Here is a 15,400-nt window from a genome sequence, read left to right as displayed (position 1 = left end):
CTCCACCTCATCGAACCCCGCACCCCGAGCGGGACCCCGCACTTCAGCTGGTGATGTCCTTGCGCGCGAACTTCCGCGCCGCCAGCAAGGTGAAGAACGCCCCGAACGCCAACGCCGAGAACGTCCCCTTCGCCGTCTGCGACCAGTCCACGTCGGTCGACAGCAGGTCCACCCAAGCCAGCGCGTAGTGCGTGGGCAGGTAGTTGCGCAGGTCCTCCAACGCCGTGATCTGGTCGAGGATCTGCGACACGATCGACGCCAGCACCGCCCCGCCCACCGCGCCGAGCGGCGCGTCCGTGGACACCGACAGGTACAGCGCGAGCCCCGCCACCCAGAACAGGTGGATCGAGATGTAGACGACGGCCAGCGCGAGCCCGTACACCCCGGCCCCGAACGACGACGCCTCACCGGTCGGCGACACGGCCTCCCCGGCCCCGTACCAGATCACCCCGACGGCCAGCGCCACCGCGGGCAGCAGCACGAGCGCGAACACCGACATCAGCCCGGACGCCACGGCCTTGCGCCGCAGCAGCCGGTGCCGGGGGATCGGCGCGGCCAGCAGGTACTTCAACGACGACCACGACGCCTCGCTCGCGATCGTGTCGCCGAAGAACAGCGCCACGATCATCGGCAGCAGGAAGCTCCCGCTGACGAACAGCGTCAGGATCACGAAGTTCACGCCGCTGGCCGTGGCCAGGTCGACGAACCCGCCCGCCCTCCGGTTCGGCGAGGACTGCCCAAGCTCGAACGCCACCACCAGGATGAACGGCAGCAGCACCAGGAACCCCAGCACCAACTGCGTCCGCCTGCGGCGCAGCTGCCGCACCAGCTCGACCCGCACGGGCAGCGTCCGCCCGGCCCGGTACCCGACCTTCGACCCGTCCGGCGCGACCGACGGGTGCTCGGCCGCCGCCGCGTCCGTCAGGTCGGAGATCGCGGTCGGGTCGGTGTGCACACCGTTCTCGCTCATTCGCCCACCAACTCCAGGAACGCGTCTTCCAACCGGCGGCGCGGACCGGCCTGGTCCACCGCCACGCCCGCGGCCACGAGCGCCTGCAACGCCGACGCGCGCGGTGTGCCGTTGAGGCTCGCGTGCACCTGCTCGCCGTCCACGTGCACGTCGTGCACGCCCGCCAGGCCGCGCAGCACGGTGGCCGCCTCCTCGGGCCGGTCGACCCGGAAGCTGGCCTCGCCGCCGCCCGTCGCGATCTCCTCGACCGGACCGGCCGCGACCAGCGACCCCTTGTGCATCACGACCACGTGGGTGCACGTCTGCTCGACCTCGGCCAGCAGGTGCGACGACACCAGCACCGTCCGGCCGGCCGCCGCGTAGCGGCGCAGCACCTCGCGCATCTGGTGGATCTGGGGCGGGTCGAGCCCGTTGGTCGGCTCGTCCAGCACCAGCAGGTCCGGCAGCCCGAGCATGGCCTGCGCGATGGCGAGCCGCTGCCGCATGCCCTGGCTGTAGGTCCGCACGCGCCGGTGCACGGCGTTGCCCAGCCCGGCGATCTCCAGCGCCTCCTCCATGTGGGCCTGCTCCAGCGGACGGCCGGTGGCCGCCCAGTACAGCCGCAGGTTCTCCGAGCCGGACAGGTGCGGCAGGAAGCCGGAGCCCTCCACGAACGACCCGATCCGCGACAGCACCGGCGCGCCGGGGCTGATCCGGTGGCCGAACACCCTGATCCCGCCCTCGGTGGGCCGGATCAGGCCCATGAGCATCCGCAGCGTGGTGGTCTTGCCCGCGCCGTTGGGCCCGAGCAGGCCGAGCACCTGGCCGTGCTCCACCCGGAACGACAGGTCCTTCACCGCGGTCAACCCGCCGGGGTAGGACTTGGTCAGGTTCTCGATCACCAGCGGCACCGACTCCAGCTCCGGGTCGACGTCCGCGGTCAGCCTGCGGCGGAACCACGCGACCACGGCGGCGATCAGGCACACGACCAGGACGATCGCGATGCCCCACAGCGCGCCGGTCGGCACCTCGCTCACCGCGTTCACGCCCGCCACCACCGGCACGGACAGCGCGGGGGAGGCCAGCGAGACCCGGTACGCGGCGGGCGTCGAGGCGTTCGAGTACGCCATGTCGGTGGTCGACACGACCAGCTGGAACCGGTGGTCGGCCTCCACCGGGCGCACCGCGCCGGGCAGCGTCACGGTCACCTCGACCGGCGTGCCGTCGGCGGGCAGGTCCGTCACCCGCACGGGCGCGACGGCCGAGCCGGGCAGCGTCCGCACGCCGCTCGCGTCGGCGTCGTACAGCTTTACGAACAGCACCGCGCCCTCGGCGGGCACAGGCTGTCCCGGCACGGCGGCCACCCGCAGCCGCACGGTGGACGCGCCGGTCAGCAGCGTCTGCCCGGTCTGCGGCTCGCTCTGGAACACCGCCGCCTGGCCGGGCATGTCGATCGCCAGCCGCGACGACAGCGAGCTGGACCGGGTCACCACCGACCCGAGGCCGGGCAGGCTGGACACCGCCGCCGGGTTGCCGCCCGCCGGGTTCACGATCACCTGCTCGCGCCCGGAAAGCGGCACGTCGCGGCGCTGGGCGGGCGCCGAGCCGCCCAGGCCCGGGTAGGCCGGGGCGACGACGTTGCGCAACGAGGGCGCGCCGCTGCTGCGGAACGCGCCGACCACGGTGTACTCGAAGCCCGTGCCGGGGTCGGCACCCTCGCCCCTGAGGTGGAACGCCATCCAGTCGGCGATCTGCCCGCGCAGCTCGGGGCCGGGCGAGCCGCCGTCGTGGCCGCCCGAGTACCAGACGACCTTGACCTTCGCGCCGTTGGCGGCGATCTGGCGGGCGTTGGCGTCGGCCTGGTCGAGGCCGAACAGGGTGTCCTGCTCGCCCTGCACCAGCATCGTCGGCTGGGTGATCTTGTTCGTGACCGACGACGGCGACGCGCGGCGCAGCACCTCCAGCGTCTGCGGGCCCGCCTTGCCGGTGGTCGCGACCTCGGTGTACGCGGCGCAGACGTCGGCCTGGAACCGGCCGCACGCGCCGGTGACCGGACCGGCGGGCCGCGGGTCGCCCTGCCGCGGGTCGCCCTGCTGGGGGTCGCCCTGCTGAGGGTCGCCCTGCTGAGGTGGCACAGTGGCCGCCGCGGTGCCGGTGTCGGCGCCCTGGCTGTCGGCGTCCTGGCCGGGCTCGCCCGCTTCCTGGCCCGGGTTGGCGGCGTCGACGCCGGACAGGCCGGCCGAGAAGAAGATGCCCGCCCACGACCGCTTGAACACGCCGTCGTCGGCGAACGCGCCGGCGGCCGGGGTGCCCGTGGCCACCTCGTCGGCGCTCGCCGAGTTCGGCAGCAGCGCCTGGGCCAGGTCGTTGTAGGTGATGACGGGGGCGATGGTGTCGACCCGCGGGTCGACCCCGGCCAGCGACAGCGCCAGCGCGCCGCCGTAGGAGCCGCCGGTCACGCCCACCTTCGGGTCGCCGCCGCCGTCGGTGACCACCTCCGCGCGGGTGGCCAGCCAGTCGAGCAGCTTCTGCGCGTCGCGGACCTCGTGGTCCAGCGAGTTCAGCGCGATCTGGCCGGTGCTGCGGCCGAAGCCGCGGGCCGAGTAGGCCAGCACGACGAAGCCGCGGCGGGCCAGCTCGGTGGCCTGGGACGCGACGCTCGCCTTGCTGCCGCCGAAGCCGTGCGGCAGCAGGATGGCGGGCGCGGGTGTGCGTTCGGGCAGGTACAGGGTGGTGTCGATCTGCACGGTGCGGTCGCTGTCCGGGCTTTCCGGCACGTCGATCACCGCGTCGCGGGTGCTCACCGGGACGGGGTCGTCCCCCTGGCGCGTGAAGACCACGATGGCGCCCACCAGGGCGACCAGCACGACGAGCGCGGGGAGCGACCACCTGCCGCGGAGGCGGTTGAGGGAGGCCACGGAGTTGACCATATGCGTGATTGGCTGAGAGCGGGCTGTCGGCACCGGTGTCGTGCTCTCAGCGAAACCGGCGGCGGACCGGCGGCGGGCCGGTACCGGAACCAGCCGGTCGGGCGACGCCGGGACGGGTGCCCCTGATCACCCCCGCTGGCGCGAACCCGCACTCATGCGTGAGACTGGTAGTGCGTGGAGGGGAGTACTCCCTAGCGGCGGTGTCGTCAGCACGGAGCCTGGCGTGAGGTTCCCGGTGCCGCCGGTCGGTTGGTCCAACCGGCGGAGGAGACCTCCGGTCATTGGCGTGCGCGCGATGCACCGGAGGTTGATCGATGTCTGTTCCCGTGTGGCTGTGGTTCGCCACGATCGCCGGTCTGATGGCGCTGCTCGCCATCGACCTCTTCATCGTCGACCGCAAGCCGCACGAGGTGACCATCGGCGAAGCCGCCCGGTGGGTGACCTTCTACGTGGCCGTGGCGATCCTCTTCGGGCTGGGGATCTGGCACTGGTCGGGCGGGGTCTACGCGGGCGAGTTCTTCGCCGGGTACATCACCGAGTACTCGCTCAGCGTCGACAACCTGTTCATCTTCCTGATCATCATGACGGCCTTCAAGGTGCCGTCGATCCACCAGCACAAGGTGCTGCTGGTCGGCATCCTGATGGCCCTGGTCATGCGGGGCATCTTCATCGCCGTCGGCGCGGCGGTCATCGCGCAGTTCAGCTGGGTCTTCTACCTCTTCGGCGCGTTCCTCATCTACACCGGCTACAAGCTGGCGCGCACCGACCACGAGGAGGAGGAAGAGGACTACAAGGAGAACCGCGCGGTCCGGGTCGTCCGCAAGCTGTACCCGGTCACCGACCGCTACCACGACGGCCGCTCGTTCGTGAAGATCGACGGCAAGCGGTTCGTCACGCCGATGTTCATCGTCATCGTCGCCATCGGCACCACGGACCTGCTGTTCGCGCTCGACTCCATCCCGGCGATCTTCGGCCTGACCAAGGAGCCGTTCCTGGTCTTCACCGCCAACGCGTTCGCGCTCATGGGCCTGCGTCAGCTCTACTTCCTGCTCGGCGGCCTGCTGAACAAGCTGGTCTACCTGTCGATCGGCCTGTCGGTGATCCTCGGCTTCATCGGCGTGAAGCTGATCCTGGAGGCGCTGCACACCAACTCGCTGGCGTTCCTCAACGGCGGCGAGCCGCTGCACGTGCCGACGATCGGCATCGAGGTGTCGCTCTCGGTGATCGTGGGCGTGCTGGCCATCACCACCATCGCCAGCCTGGTCAAGGTGCGGCGGCACCCGGAGGCGGTCAAGCAGGTCGCGGGCCCCGGTGACCATCTGTGAGCGTCAAAAGCTCGTAAGCCTTGCTAATAATCTGTGGGGTAACGTGCTGAAGCGTGCGCCCCGATGACTTGCAGTCGTTGACCCAGCCCGGCTCCGTCTCGGTGCGGGGTGATCTCGTCCTGGTGAACGTGGTCACCCCGGACGTCGCCGTGAACGCCTACCGGGGCGGGCTGCACCGCGTCGCCCTGGACGGCGGCGGCACGACGCGGTGGACGTGGGCGGAACGCGACCTGGCGCCCCGGATCTCCCCGGACGGCCGCTGGGTGGCGTTCCTGCGCGTCACCGAGCGCGGCAAGCCGCCGCAGGTGCACGTGATGCCCTCCGACGGCGGCGAGGCCCGGGCGGTCACCGACCTGGAGCTGGGCGCGGGGGCGCCGGTGTGGTCGCCGGACTCGCGGCGGATCGCGTTCACCTCGCGGGTTCCCGAAGCCGGCCGCTACGGCGCGCCGCTCGTCGAGGGCGGGGAAGCGCCGAAGCCGGACGCCGAGGCGCCGCGCCACATCACCCGGCTCGACTACCGGCTGGACGACGTGGGCTTCACCGCGGACCGGCACTCCCGGGTGTTCGCGGTGGACGCGCTGGAGCCGGGCGCGCAGCCGCTGGAGCTGACCGACGGCACGTTCTCCGCCGCGGACCCCGCCTGGAGCGCCGACGGCCGGTCGGTGCTGTTCCTGGCCGAACGGGACCTCGGCGCGAGCGAGACGTTCCACAACGACCTCTACCGGGTGCCCGCGTTCGGCGGTGAGTCCGAGCTGGTCGTGCGGGCGCCCGGCGCGGCCATGCTGCCGGTCGCGCTGCCCGACGGCGGCGTGCTGTTCTACTCGCCCGAGCACGCGCCCGGCACGGCGGCCATCGCGCGCAACACGAGCCTGTGGCGGTTCGACGGCGAGCGCCTGACCCGGCTCACCGACCTGGAGACCGTCGACTGCGAGAAGGCCGCGGGCGCTCCCGTCGTGACCAACGGGGGCGTGCTCGTGGCGGTCCGCAACCGGGGTGCGGTCGAGCTGCGCCGCGTGCCGCTGGACGCCGACAACGCCGTGCTGGCCGACCTGGAGCTGCTGGCGGGCGAGCAGGCCGAGGTGAAGTCGTTCGCCGCCGACGGCGACCGGGTCGTCGCCGTGGTGTCGACCTCGGACAACACCGGTGAGGTCGAGCTGGTCGGCGGCGGCACGCTGACCGACTTCGGCTCGGCGGTGCCGCTGCGCCCGTCGATCGAGCTGACCGGCACCGCGCCGGACGGCTACCCGGTGCACGGGTGGCTCGTGCTGCCCGAGGGCGAGGGGCCGCACCCGGTGCTGCTGGCCGTGCACGGCGGCCCGTTCATGTACCACGGGTGGGGGTTCTTCGACGAGGCGCAGGTCTACGCGGCGGCCGGCTACGCGGTCGTGCTCCCCAACCCGCGCGGGTCCGCGGGCTACGGCCAGGCGCACGGCCAGGCGATCGTCGGCGGCTTCGGCACGGTCGACGTCGACGACGTCCTCACCGTGCTCGACGTCGCGCTGGAGCGCCCGGACCTCAACGCCGACCGGGTCGGCGTGATGGGCGGCTCCTACGGCGGCTTCATGACCTCGTGGCTGGCCGCGCACCACGGCGAGCGGTTCCGCGCCGCGTGGAGCGAGCGCGCGGTCAACGCCTGGGACTCGTTCGCCGGGTCGTCGGACATCGGCTGGTTCTTCACCGACGCCTACTGCGGCCCGGGCCTGGAGGCGCAGCGCGCGATGAGCCCGCTGACCTACGCCGAGAAGATCTCCATGCCGTTCATGGTGGTGCACTCCGAGCACGACTGGCGCTGTCCGCTGGAGCAGGCGCAGCGGCTCTTCGTCGCGCTGCGCCGCAACGGCGTCGAGGCCGAGATGCTGCTGTTCCCGGGCGAGGGGCACGAGCTGACCCGCTCGGGCAAGCCCCGCCACCGCGCGCAGCGGTTCGAGGCCGTGCTCGACTGGTGGGCGCGCCACCTGGCCTGAGCCCGACCCGGACCCGCACCGGGGGCGGGGCGTCGAACCGGGCAACGGGAAACCCGGTGACGGCCCTACTCCCGCGCCCGCGCCGGCGGGATGCTCCTCCGGTGACGCTGGAAATGGTGACGCCCCTCCGCGGACTGGTCTACCGCCTCGTGGTGGCCGTGGACGTCGAGGGCTACAGCAGGCTCGACGCGCTCGACCAGTCGCTGGTCCAGTCGCGGCTGAGCGACGTGCTCGACGCGGCCGCCCGCGAGGCCGGGCTGGACCGCGACCGGTGGTACCGGCAGGTGCGGGGCGACGGCGAGCTGGCCGTGCTGCCGACCGACTCCGACGCCGCCCGGGTGGTCGGCCACTTCACCGAGCGGCTCGCCGCGGCGCTGGCCGACCTGCGCCGGGCGGGCACCCCGCTGCGGATGCGCGTGGCCATGCACTGCGGCCCGCTCACCGCGGGCGCGTTCGGCCTGGTCGGCGACGCCCCGATCGTGACCTGCCGGCTGCTCGACGCCAAGGTGGTCCGCGACGCGCTGGCCGCCGCGGACGACGACCTGGTGCTGGTGATCTCGCAGCAGCTGCACGACGACGTGGTGCGCACCCGGTTCCACGACCTGGACCCGGCCCGGTTCCGCCCGACCCGGTTCCGGGTGAAGGACCAGGTCTACTCCGGGTACGTGTGCGCGGGCGCACCCCGGCGGGGTTGACCCAATGGCTAGCGGACCCCGTCGTGGTTGCGGCACGCTCACCCGATGCAGTGGACCGTGCGGGTCGGACGACCCGACGACGCGCCCGAGATCGCCCGGATCAACGTGGACGCGTGGCAGCACTCGTACCGGGGGATAGTGGACGACCCGGTGCTGGACCGGATGCTGCCCGAGAGCAGGCTGCCGGCGTGGGCGCGCGTGCTGCGGCTGCCCGAGCCGAGCCGGGTGTTCGTCGCGGTCGACGAGGCCACCGGGCGGATCGGCGCCTACTGCGCCGTCGACGCGGTCCGCGAGGCCGCCGACGCCCACCCCGACCTGCACACCGGGGAGCTGGTCGCGATCTACGCCGACCCCCGCTACCACGGTCGGGGCGCGGGCCACGAGGTCCACGAGGCCGGGTTGCGCCACCTGGTGGACCAGGGCTTCCGGTACGCGGTGCTGTGGGTGTTCCAGGACAACGCCCGCAGCCGCGGGTTCTACGAGGCCCACGGCTGGCGGCACGACGGCCTGGTGCACCGCTACGAGCTGGGCGAGCAGGAGCTGCCCGAGGTGCGCTACGCCCGGTTCCTGCCGGCGCCGCGCCGGCGCGGTCAGCCGAGCAGGGTGTAGTTCAGCTCCTCGCACACCCGGGACAGCGGAAGGTCGAGGCCGGGGTGCTCCAGCGGCAGCAGCACGTCCGGTGACGCGGGCAGGCCCGTGCCGCCGGGTGGGTCCCACAGGCAGACCGCCGGCGCGCCGGAGTCCATCGACGACCGGTACCACAGCCCGTCCAGCTCCGGGTAGGCCGCGCGGATCGCCCGCGCCCACTGCTGCGTCAGCGCCTTGGGTCCGGAGCTGATCTCCTGCGACGCGCCGGCCCGGGTCGGCCACAGGCCGGTGAGGTCGAGCAGCCGCAGCGTCCGGCGCGGCCGCAGCACGACCAGGAACGGGCTGCGGGTGCGCCGGTCCACCACCGACGTCGCCTGGAACACCTCGGCCACCGACGTCCGCACGGTCAGCCCGAAGTACAGCACGCCCTGGTCGTGGGCGTGCGTGGGCGAGCCGTCAGCGGCGGGCGGCTGGGTGTCGAACCGCGCGTGCGCCAGCGGACCGGTGTAGCGGAAGCTGTTCCACCGCTGCGGGTGCAGCCCCTTCGCGGCGAAGACGCGCACCAGCCTGGTGGCCCGGTGCACCGCGACGACGTCCTCGGTGCGGCGCAGGGTGGCCTGGAGCACAGCGGGAGAGGGCGGCTGGGGTAGCCGTGACATTCGCGTCCAAGGTTCTCGGCGACAGGGGGTGGCGACCGGTCAGGCCGGGGTGCCCAGCTGCTCGGCCAGCACCGCCACGCGGCGGGGTTCGCCACCGGCCAGCAGCCACTCGCGCGGCGCCGTCGGCGTGCCGTCCACCAGCAGGTCGGGCTGCTCGGTCGTCATGAACCCGGCGACCACGAGCGCGGGTTGGTCCGGCGGCACGGCCGCGAGCACGGCCTCCAGGCCCGGCAGCACCCCGCCGCCCGCGAACTGCCAGGCGGGCAGCCGCCAGCTGCCCCGGTCCTTCCAGCCGACCAGCCTGCCCACGCCAAGGCGGTGCCGGACGCGGCTGGTGTCCACGCCCAGCTGCCGGGCGGCCTCGGCGACGGTCAGCGCGGAGTCGCGCAGCACGGCGTGGGCCACCACGGTCCGCGCCCGACCCTGGTCGTCGGCGACCCGGTGCGGGCCGAGGTCCAGGCCCACGTCCTCCAGCGCCTCGCGCTCGTCGGGGGCGAAGTAGCCGGCCGGGTCCGGGTGGGGTGGGGCCAGCTTCTTCGCCGCGTCGGCCACGAGCGACAGGAACTCGTCGGGGGTGACCTGCAAGCCTGCCTTGGCCAACACCGCCTCCAGCGCGGGACTCATGCGCACAGGGTATCCCGATCGTGCGCTTCTGTGCGCATAGGTAACCCGATCGTCGGAAGCTGTCGACAGAGTGCGCACACCTAGCGACTCTACGTAAACGAATGAGGTCGAGCACGGTGACCTCGGCCTCATTCGAAGGTCCGGGGTGTTCGGCCCGGTGTGCTCGGTGGGGGCCGCCGAGCGGTCAGGCGCCGGTGATCAGCGCGGCCGCGCGCTCGCGGGTCGCCTCGTCCACCTCGCCCAACCGGAACCCGCGCGCCACGACGTGGGCCACCAGGTCCGGCTCCGGCGGGAGGCCGTGCTTGCGCAGGTAGTGGGGCACCGCGCCGGCCCAGATCCAGGTGCCGTCGGTGCGGAAGTTCAGCGGCACGTCCCGGTCGCCGGGGACGAACGCGTCCACGTCGAGGTCGCGCGCGGTCAGCACGACCGGCGCGGCCTCCAGGTAGTCGAGCAGCGCGTCGACCAGGTGGGGGTCGAGCACCTGCCGGTTCACCACCGGGCGGCCGGCCTCGTCAAGGCCGTCGTAGACGTGCGCGGTGCGCAGCTCACCGTGCTGCCGCGGCGGGGTCAGCGGCGGCAGGCCCACGCGCTGCCGCAGCCACGGCGGGATCCGGTCGTCCTGGCGGGGGAACGCGCGCAGCTCGTCCTGGAACCCGATCACCGGCGGCGGGTTGCGCCAGCGCGGCTCGTCGTCGGCGTTGAAGTCGACCGAGAACGCCGCCGGCGCCTCGATCTCGTACACCGCGCTGAGCCACGTGCCGCGCACCGGTTCGTGCATCGCGGCGCGCAACTGCCCGAACAGCCGCACCACGTCCATCGGTGGGCGCACCGGCCGCCACTGCCCGTCCGGGCCCGCGAACGCCAGGTCCACCTCGATGTGCCTGCCGGCCGCCCGGTACTCGGCGCGGATGCGCTGCCAGCCGGGCGGCAGGGCGGGGAGCATGGCCCGGCCGATCTGCTTGACCAGCCGGTTCTGCTCCTGCTCGGTCAGCGGTGTGGCTGGCTGGCTCATGCGTCGAACACCCCTTCGGCTCCCCCCGGCACGGTGCGCCGATCTTAACGGCCACGACACACGCGCGTGGCCGTCTTCCGAGGTGGCGCAACGTCGAACGGCCCGGCTCCGCCCGAACCGGTCGCTCCGAACGGAGCAGGGGTCGCGGAACCGGGCCGTCGGCCGGTTCGTCAGTTCACGCCGAGCAGGTCCACCACGAAGATCAGCGTCTCGCCGGGCTTGATCACGCCGCCCGCGCCGCGGTCGCCGTAGCCGAGGTGCGCCGGGATGACCAGCTTGCGCCGGCCGCCGACCTTCATGCCCGCGACGCCGCGGTCCCAGCCGGCGATGACGCGGCCGCCGCCGAGCGGGAAGCTGAACGCCTCGCCGCGGTCCCACGAGGCGTCGAACTGCTCGCCGGTGGAGTGCGACACACCGACGTAGTGCACGTGCACGAGCTGACCGGGCGCCGCCTCGGGCCCGTCGCCGACGGTGATGTCCTCGATCACCAGGTCGGCGGGCGGTGCGCCCTCGTACGGCTCGACCACGGGCTTGCTCGGGGCCATGTTGTTTCTCCAGGTGTCGCGTCACCCCCGGAGCCGGGGGTGGTGGGCAGTTCGGCCCTACTCAACCACGCCGCGCCCCGCCCGACCGACCGGCCCGGGACGCGATCGGGCGCAACCGTTTGCCGGGTCGGTCCCGTCCTGGGTCCATGAGGCGATGGTCGTGGGGTGCGCGGGCGGCGCTGTTCGGCGGCGCGGCGCTGGTGGTGGGGATGAGCGCGGCCTCGGCCGTGCCCACGCGGGCGGGGGACGGGCGGGTCGGGCCGCCGATCGAGGCGGTGCCGGTGGACCTCGTGTCGTTCGGCACGTGCGAGACCGCGCTGGCCGGGCTGCGGGCGGCGGTCGCGCCGCACGTCGGCGCGTACGGGTTGGGGGGTCGGGGATTCCTCACCACCAAGGCCGGCGGCGAGATGGCCGCGGAGTCGCGGGCGCAGGCCGACTCGGCCGCCGTGCCGGAGCACTCCACGACCAACGTCCACGAAGCGGGCGTGGACGAGCCCGACCTGGTGAAGACCGACGGGAAGCGGGTCGTCACGGTGGCCGACGGCCGGTTGCGCGTGCTCGACGTGGCCACCCGGCGGCTGACCGGGACGGTGGACGTGCCCGCCGGCCACGCCTCGCAACTGCTGCTGCACGAGGACCGGGCGCTCGTCGTCGGCGCGGGGGAGGGGTTCGCGGAACGGGGGATCGCCGTCGACGGCCCGTACGGCGGGTACGGCGAGGGCTCGTCGGTGACGCTGGTCGACCTGTCCGGCGAGCCGCGCGTCCTGGGCACGCTCACCGTCGACGGCCGCTACGTCGACGCGCGTCAGGTCGGCGGCGTGGTGCGGGTGGTCGTCCACTCCGGACCGCGGCTGCCGTGGGTGTACCCGGTGGACGGTCGCAGCGAGGCGGAATCCCTGATCGCCAACCGGGAACTCGTGGCCACCGCGCCGATCGGGTCGTGGCTGCCGCGCTACGAGCTGACCTCCGCCGACGGCTCGCGCTCCGAGGGGCAACTGGTCGCGTGCGACCGGATCAGCCACCCGGCCGACCACTCCGGCACGTCGATGCTGTCCGTGCTGACCTTCGACTTCCCGGGCGACCTCGGCACCGGCGACGCGGTGACGCTCGTCGCCGACGGCGACACCGTCTACGGCACCGGCGCCTCGCTCTACGTCGCCGACGACCACCACCTGCGGCCGATGACGCGGTTCGCGCCCGACACCCCCGCCACCACCGCGATCCACCAGTTCGACGTCTCCCGGCCCGGCCCGCCCGCGCACGTGGCGTCCGGCCGGGTCGCGGGCACGCTGCTCAACCAGTACTCACTGTCCGAGCACCAGGGCCACCTGCGCGTGGCGACGACGTCCGGCGACGCGCCGGGCATCCCCGAGCGCGCGCCCGCGACGCAGAGCGCGGTCACCGTGCTGAAGCGGGACGGCGCGCGGCTCGTCGAGGTAGGGAAGGTCGACGGGCTGGGCGTCGGCGAGCGGATCTACGGCGTCCGGTTCGCCGGGCCCGTCGGGTACGTCGTGACGTTCCGGCAGGTGGACCCGCTGTACACGCTGGACCTGTCCGACCCGGCCAGGCCGCGCCGGGTGGGCGAGCTGAAGATCACCGGCTACTCGGCCTACCTGCACCCCGCCGGCGACGGGAAGCTGATCGGCGTCGGCCAGGAGGCCACCGAGCGGGGCCGCGCCACCGGCACGCAGGTGTCCCTGTTCGACGTGTCGGATCCGGCCGCGCCGACCAAGGTCGCCGGGCACCACCTGCCCGGGGCCGGCTCCGAGGCCGAGTTCGACCCGCACGCGTTCCTGTACTGGCCCGCGCGCGGGCTGGTGGTGCTGCCCGTCGTGGACGCGACGGGCGCGGGCGGGGTGCTGGTGCTGCGGTTGGGCGGTGGCGCGTTCTCCGCGCTGGGCACGGTCCGCCACGACGGGTCGACCTACGACCCGGGCATCCGCCGCGCGCTGGTGGTCGGCGACGACCTGTGGACGGTGTCAGCTGCGGGCGTCGCGGTCGACGGGGTGGACGGGTTGGCCCGCCGGGCGTGGGTGCCGTTCACCTGACCCGGTCGTGCAGCAGGCGGTGTGCGAGGACCGTGCCGCCTGCCATGGCCGCCGGCAGCACGACCAGCGCCGCCAGCGGGATCAGGCACAGCAGGTAGGTCGGCACGGCGAAGCCGAGGGTGACCGCGCGCCGCTCGCGCAGGGTGCGCCGCCGCACGTCCAGCTTGAGCCCGCGCCGGGTGAACGGGATGGCGGTCAGCTCGATCGCCAGCAGCGACGCGTTGACCAGCACCGCGATCACCGGCACCACGGTCTGGCCGACGACCGGGATGAACCCGGCGGCGAACAGCGGCACGCCGCACAGCACCGCGAGCCCGACCAGCAGCACGGCGTCCCGCGCGCCGACCGCCGCCGACCTCAGCCACGACACCCGCTCGGCCTCGGGCACGCCGCCGAGGTGGGTGTCCTCGACGGTCTCGGCGATGTGCTCGTAGAACGGGCCGCCGATGATCAGCGTGATCGCCGTGAACAGCAGCAGCCCGATCGCGACGAACGCGCCGATGACGGAGAACCCGGCGGCGAACCGGACGGCCGCGCGCAGCCCCTCGGCCCAGTCGTCGGCGAACGGCGTGATCCAGGCGGCGATGTCGTCGATCCACACCGCGAGCCCGACCACGCCCCCGATCAGCAGCGCGGTCGTGATCACCGCGGGCACGGCCCCGATGAGCAGCAGTTTCGGCGACCGGAAGACCAGGGCGAACCCCTGGCCGAGCAACTTGACACCGGTGGAGAAGTCCCGCAGCACCCTGATCACCGGCGGAGCATATCCGCGGAGGGCCGGCGGAGTCCCGAACCGGCGGTCGCGGGCTCCTGGGAGCGGTGTCAGACTGCTGGTCCCTGGGGAGAGGACTAATCATGGCACTGGATCGCACCCAGCCCGTCTTATTGGTGCGCAAGCGCGCGGACTTCGCCGGAGAGTGGGAGCGCAGCTGCCACCTGGCGCCATTGCCCCAGGAAGGGGCACGTTCGACGCTGCTCACGCTGTGCGGTGAGCGGATCGAGGCGGGCACCGCCGAGCTGCTGCCGGAGCCCGAGGGCATGCCGTGCGTGGCGTGCCTGCTGTCACAGTCCTGAAACGTTCCATTCGGGTCGCTGATGGCATCATCGCCGTTCCGGATGGACGATCGGCCCGTGACCTGGTCACACGCCGACCGTCCTCGTCCGGGAACGCTCCCACGCGCAGTGGGGCGGTCGTGGGTCAGCGGCGGCGGCGGAAGCTGAACGCCCGCGCGCCGGCGCCGACGCCGGCCAGGTGCAGGGCCACGCAGAGCAGCCCGGCCACGAGCAGGGTCCCGCCGTCCAGCACGGAGCCGAGCGAGGCGTTCGCCAGGTCCAGCAGGAGGGCGAGGCCGAAGATGACCGCGGCGATGATCGCGAACACGGGAACCTCCAGGGTGGGGTGGGTGACCTCGAATTACCCCGCCGCGGAATTCCCCACGCAGGCGTTCGGCGCAACTTGCGAGCCCGAACAGGTCAACGGCACCTCGATCCCGCCGGGCCGAGCCGGTCGTGGGGCGCGCCACCGAGGCCGCCGTCCCCGCGGCGCGTCCGACGGTGCCGGCTCCGGGCCGGTCACGACCCCCCGGTCAGCCGCGGCACGCCGGTGCCCGTCGCGGCCCAGGCGACCAGGCCGGCGACGTCCACCCCGTGCGGCGGGTCGTCCCGGTACGGGGTGATGTTGCGCGCGCCGCGGGTCAGCAGCGCCGAGGCGCCCGTCGGGTTGCCGCGCAAGGCGTGGGTGAGGCCCACGGCCAGTTGCGCCAGCCCCCGCCACAGCTCCCGCTCCGCCTCGGGCGCCGCCTTCCAGGCGTCCTCCAGCACCTCGTGCGCGTGGAACGGCCGGCCCAGGTCCAGCAGGCGCTGCGCCTCGGTCAGCGCCTCGTCCGGCGTGCGGGGCACCCCCTCCGGCTGCCGCTCGACGCCCGGCGCCCCGTAGGGCAGCGGGCGGCCGAGCCCGTCGCGCGGTCGCGCGTTGCGGGCCCGTCCCTGCTCGTCGCGGTCGCGGGGGCTGGTCGACACGTCTTGATCGTGTCACGGTCGCCGTCGGCGCGAAACCGCCCG

15 protein-coding genes are annotated in these 15,400 nt (G+C 73.6%); 6 read left to right on the top strand and 9 right to left on the bottom strand.

All coding sequences use genetic code 11. The features are described from left to right. Positions 1-43: 43 nt before the first annotated feature. Together ACIGNX_RS31080 and ACIGNX_RS31075 are read right to left on the bottom strand one after the other, a co-directional pair. Entirely contained in the window at positions 44-970 is a 927-nt protein-coding gene (locus ACIGNX_RS31080) for an ABC transporter permease (protein WP_396544458.1), read from the bottom strand. Further along, complete coding sequence (locus tag ACIGNX_RS31075; protein WP_396544456.1) at positions 967-3,879, bottom strand: alpha/beta fold hydrolase; 2,913 nt, start codon at positions 3,877-3,879, stop codon at positions 967-969. Before ACIGNX_RS31075 ends, ACIGNX_RS31080 begins: the two co-directional genes overlap by 4 nt. Positions 3,880-4,193: 314 nt before the next feature. On the opposite strand from ACIGNX_RS31075, the gene ACIGNX_RS31070 reads away from it, so the two are divergent. From ACIGNX_RS31070 to ACIGNX_RS31055, 4 genes are all read left to right on the top strand, one after another. Next, the gene (locus ACIGNX_RS31070) at positions 4,194-5,204 is read left to right on the top strand and encodes a TerC family protein (protein ID WP_396544455.1); all 1,011 of its coding nucleotides are present in this window, start codon (positions 4,194-4,196) and stop codon (positions 5,202-5,204) included. A 53-nt stretch (positions 5,205-5,257) separates the two neighbouring features. Continuing rightward, positions 5,258-7,168 (top strand): S9 family peptidase, encoded by a 1,911-nt coding sequence (locus ACIGNX_RS31065; RefSeq protein ID WP_396544453.1) that lies wholly within the window; start codon positions 5,258-5,260, stop codon positions 7,166-7,168. 101 nt (positions 7,169-7,269) lie between these two features. Then, the gene (locus ACIGNX_RS31060) at positions 7,270-7,863 is read left to right on the top strand and encodes a hypothetical protein (protein ID WP_396544451.1); all 594 of its coding nucleotides are present in this window, start codon (positions 7,270-7,272) and stop codon (positions 7,861-7,863) included. A gap of 45 nt (positions 7,864-7,908) precedes the next feature. Beyond that, positions 7,909-8,472, top strand: a complete 564-nt coding sequence (locus tag ACIGNX_RS31055; RefSeq protein WP_396544449.1) for a GNAT family N-acetyltransferase — start codon at positions 7,909-7,911, stop codon at positions 8,470-8,472. Here the strand turns inward: ACIGNX_RS31055 and ACIGNX_RS31050 are convergent. From ACIGNX_RS31050 to ACIGNX_RS31035, 4 genes are all read right to left on the bottom strand, one after another. Beyond that, positions 8,454-9,110, bottom strand: coding sequence for an RES family NAD+ phosphorylase (locus ACIGNX_RS31050; protein ID WP_396544447.1), 657 nt, complete (start codon positions 9,108-9,110; stop codon positions 8,454-8,456). The genes ACIGNX_RS31055 and ACIGNX_RS31050 overlap by 19 nt on opposite strands. Positions 9,111-9,149: 39 nt before the next feature. Next, positions 9,150-9,734, bottom strand: coding sequence for a DNA-binding protein (locus ACIGNX_RS31045; protein ID WP_396544445.1), 585 nt, complete (start codon positions 9,732-9,734; stop codon positions 9,150-9,152). 184 nt (positions 9,735-9,918) lie between these two features. Continuing rightward, positions 9,919-10,746, bottom strand: a complete 828-nt coding sequence (locus ACIGNX_RS31040) for a hypothetical protein (RefSeq protein ID WP_396544443.1) — start codon at positions 10,744-10,746, stop codon at positions 9,919-9,921. 170 nt (positions 10,747-10,916) lie between these two features. Further along, complete coding sequence (locus ACIGNX_RS31035) at positions 10,917-11,291, bottom strand: FKBP-type peptidyl-prolyl cis-trans isomerase (RefSeq protein WP_106620349.1); 375 nt, start codon at positions 11,289-11,291, stop codon at positions 10,917-10,919. A gap of 146 nt (positions 11,292-11,437) precedes the next feature. On the opposite strand from ACIGNX_RS31035, the gene ACIGNX_RS31030 reads away from it, so the two are divergent. After that, positions 11,438-13,339 carry a beta-propeller domain-containing protein gene (locus ACIGNX_RS31030; RefSeq protein WP_396544440.1) on the top strand — a complete coding sequence of 634 codons (1,902 nt, stop codon included), beginning with the start codon at positions 11,438-11,440 and terminating at the stop codon, positions 13,337-13,339. On the opposite strand, the gene ACIGNX_RS31025 is transcribed toward ACIGNX_RS31030, so the two are convergent. Beyond that, on the bottom strand, positions 13,332-14,084 hold the full coding sequence (locus ACIGNX_RS31025) for an EI24 domain-containing protein (protein WP_396544555.1): 753 nt from the start codon (positions 14,082-14,084) through the stop codon (positions 13,332-13,334). The two genes, ACIGNX_RS31030 and ACIGNX_RS31025, sit on opposite strands and share 8 nt — an antisense overlap. A 110-nt stretch (positions 14,085-14,194) precedes the next feature. Between ACIGNX_RS31025 and ACIGNX_RS31020 the strand changes: the two genes are divergently transcribed. After that, on the top strand, positions 14,195-14,413 hold the full coding sequence (locus ACIGNX_RS31020; RefSeq protein ID WP_396544438.1) for a hypothetical protein: 219 nt from the start codon (positions 14,195-14,197) through the stop codon (positions 14,411-14,413). A gap of 124 nt (positions 14,414-14,537) precedes the next feature. On the opposite strand, the gene ACIGNX_RS31015 is transcribed toward ACIGNX_RS31020, so the two are convergent. Then, positions 14,538-14,720, bottom strand: coding sequence for a hypothetical protein (locus ACIGNX_RS31015; RefSeq protein WP_396544436.1), 183 nt, complete (start codon positions 14,718-14,720; stop codon positions 14,538-14,540). Positions 14,721-14,911: 191 nt separating this feature from the next. Continuing rightward, on the bottom strand, positions 14,912-15,358 hold the full coding sequence (locus ACIGNX_RS31010; RefSeq protein WP_396544434.1) for a DUF309 domain-containing protein: 447 nt from the start codon (positions 15,356-15,358) through the stop codon (positions 14,912-14,914). Between the last annotated feature and the right edge of the window lie 42 nt (positions 15,359-15,400).

This window comes from Actinosynnema sp. NPDC053489, from assembly GCF_044544865.1.
In the GTDB taxonomy this organism is placed as follows: domain Bacteria; phylum Actinomycetota; class Actinomycetes; order Mycobacteriales; family Pseudonocardiaceae; genus Actinosynnema.
This window is presented reverse-complemented; position numbering and strand designations above follow the sequence as displayed.